Raw genomic sequence first — 2,862 nt, forward strand, 5'->3', positions numbered from 1 at the left:
CTGAACCTGCCGATGATCACCGGTCGATAAGGGATCGCGGAAATCACCGATGGACGCTGTCCCGTGGGAGCAGAGCTTGCTCGCGAAGAGGCCCTCAAGTGTGCCAGGAGCTTCGCGAGGAAGCCGGGAGGCCGGGCCTCCTGCTTCCACGGGAAGGGTGTTTCACTTGGAGCATGTTTCACCAACGCTGTGCACCTAACCAAAACAATCCACAGAGGTTGAACAATGTCTGCGTCAAATGATCGTGCAAGCAACACACCGTTGATCGAAAGGCGTTCGATCGACTACATCCCGGAAGCGGAAAGACACGGTCGTCTACTCAGTCAGTTCACCCTGTGGTTGGGTGCCAACCTGCAAATCACCGCGATTGTCACCGGCGCCTTGGCGGTGGTACTCGGCGGTGATGTCTACTGGTCGTTGATCGGCCTGCTGATCGGGCAACTGATCGGCGGCGGGGTCATGGCATTGCATGCCGCGCAAGGTCCGCAACTGGGCCTGCCGCAGATGATTTCCAGTCGTGTGCAGTTCGGCGTCTATGGGGCGGTGATCCCATTGGTGCTGGTGTGCCTGATGTACATCGGCTTTTCGGCCAGCGGTTCGCTGTTGGCCGGACAGGCGGTGGCGCAGCTGCTGCATGTGGAAGACTGGGTCGGCATCGTCTTGTTCGCCGCCAGCATCCTGGTCTGCACCATCTTCGGTTACCGGGTGATCCACGGCATCGGCCGGATCGCCAGCGTGCTCGGGGTGGTTGCCTTCATCTATCTGTTCTACAAACTGTTGGCCGGCAACGATATCTCGGCCTTGCTCGGCAACAAGCATTTCTCCCTGGCGAGTTTCCTGTTGGCGATGTCCTTGTCGGCGTCCTGGCAGATCGCGTTCGGGCCGTATGTGGCGGACTACTCGCGTTATCTGCCGCGCCGCACTTCGCCGGTGAAAACCTTCTGGGCCGTGGGCCTGGGTTCGGTGATCGGCGCGCAGGCGTCCATGGTCTTCGGCGTATTCGCCGCCGCCCTGGCCGGCTCGCAGTTCTCCCATCACGAAGTCTCGTTCATCGTCAGCCTCGGCGGCACCGGCGCGGTCGCGGCGGCGCTGTACTTCGCCGTGGCTTTCGGCAAGGTAACGGTCACCACCCTGAACGCCTATGGCAGCTTCATGTCGATCGCCACCATCATCAGCGGCTTCCGTGGCAACCGGCATATCTCCAGTGGTGTGCGCTTGTTGTACATCTTGATCATGGTCAGCGTTTCCGCGGCCCTGGCGCTGCTGGGCAAGGATTCGTTCCTCAAGGAGTTCTCCTCCTTCATCCTGTTCCTGCTGGCGTTCTTCACGCCCTGGAGCGCGATCAACCTGGTGGATTTCTACTGCATCACCAAGGAACGCTATGACATCCCCGCGTTGTCCGATCCCAAGGCGCGCTACGGTGGCTGGAACCTGCTGGGTATCAGCATCTACGTGTTCGGCGTGCTGATCCAGATGCCGTTTATCAACACCCAGTTCTATACCGGTTCCCTGGTGGCAGGCCTGGGCGATACCGATATCTCCTGGATCATCGGCCTGGTGGTGCCGGCGGCGCTGTACTACGTCGCGGCGAAGAAGTGGCATGGGGCAATTCCCGAGCGTCTGATCCTGCCAGTAGAGCCGGGCGTGGACGCGCCAGCGCAACCCCGTGGTCATGTGCAACCGGCGTCGAACTAGTCGGTAGAGCCGGGTGTCCGCGTGGGTGAGCGTGGACCCGGCCTGCTTGCAGGCCGACCCGGGCCGCCAGCCTCCTGAGCGGTGTTAACCCTTTTATGATTTGGAGCGGCACAGTATGAAGATGACCAAGACCCTGCTGACCACGGCGCTGTCCCTGGGCCTGTTGGTCGCAGCCGGCGCCAGCCAGGCCGCCGGCTGGTGCGAGTCCGGCAAGCCGGTGAAGTTCGCGGGTCTGAATTGGGAAAGCGGCATGTTCTTGACCGACGTGCTGCAGTTCGTTCTGGAAAAGGGTTACGACTGCAAGACCGACGCCTTGCCGGGTAATTCCATCACCATGGAAAACGCCCTGAGCAGCAACGATATCCAGGTCTTCGCCGAGGAGTGGGTCGGCCGCAGCGAAGTCTGGAACAAGGCGGAAAAAGCCGGCAAGGTCGTCGGAGTCGGCGCACCGATCGTTGGTGCCGTCGAAGGCTGGTACGTGCCGCGCTATGTGATCGAAGGCGACGCCAAGCGCAATCTCAAGTCCAAGGCGCCCGAGCTGAAGTACATCTCCGACCTGGGTAAATATGCCGTCCTGTTCAAGGACCCGGAAGAACCGAGCAAAGGCCGCTTCTACAACTGCCCGGCCGGCTGGACCTGCGAGCTGGAAAACAGCGAAATGCTGAAAAGCTACGGTCTGGAAAAGTCCTATACCAACTTTCGCCCCGGCACCGGTCCGGCACTGGACGCCGCCGTGCTGTCGAGCTACAAGCGTGGCGAGCCGATTCTGTTCTACTACTGGTCGCCGACGCCCCTGATGGGCCAGGTCGACCTGGTGAAACTGGAAGAAAAACCCGCTGTCGACAAGAGCGTGAGTATCAAGGTCGGTCTGTCCAGGGTCTTCCATGAGCAAGCACCCGAGCTCGTCGCCGTACTGGAAAAGGCTAACCTGCCCATCGATCTGTTGAACCAGAACCTGGGGCGCATGACCCGGGAACGGATCGAATCGCCGAAGCTGGCGAAAATCTTCCTCAAGGAACACCCTGAGGTCTGGCAGGCGTGGGTCAGCGCTGACGCTGCCAGGAAAATCAACGCGGCTCTGTAGGTCGACTACCTCCCGGCTAACCGAGAGGCTGGCCGGGAAGTTCGCCACAACCACTTGATCGAGAGTTTCCAATGTTTCCCGAA

General features: G+C 60.7%; 2 protein-coding genes. Both read left to right on the forward strand.

Annotated features, from left to right (window positions below):
- The first annotated feature begins 225 nt into the window (after positions 1-225).
- The gene (locus M5B96_RS32165; RefSeq protein WP_248801166.1) at positions 226-1,695 is read left to right on the forward strand and encodes a purine-cytosine permease family protein; all 1,470 of its coding nucleotides are present in this window, start codon (positions 226-228) and stop codon (positions 1,693-1,695) included.
- A gap of 115 nt (positions 1,696-1,810) precedes the next feature.
- The gene (locus M5B96_RS32170; protein WP_248801168.1) at positions 1,811-2,779 is read left to right on the forward strand and encodes an ABC transporter substrate-binding protein; all 969 of its coding nucleotides are present in this window, start codon (positions 1,811-1,813) and stop codon (positions 2,777-2,779) included.
- The last annotated feature ends 83 nt before the right edge of the window (positions 2,780-2,862 follow it).

Source organism: Pseudomonas sp. MWU13-2105, from assembly GCF_023242315.1.
Lineage (GTDB): Bacteria > Pseudomonadota > Gammaproteobacteria > Pseudomonadales > Pseudomonadaceae > Aquipseudomonas.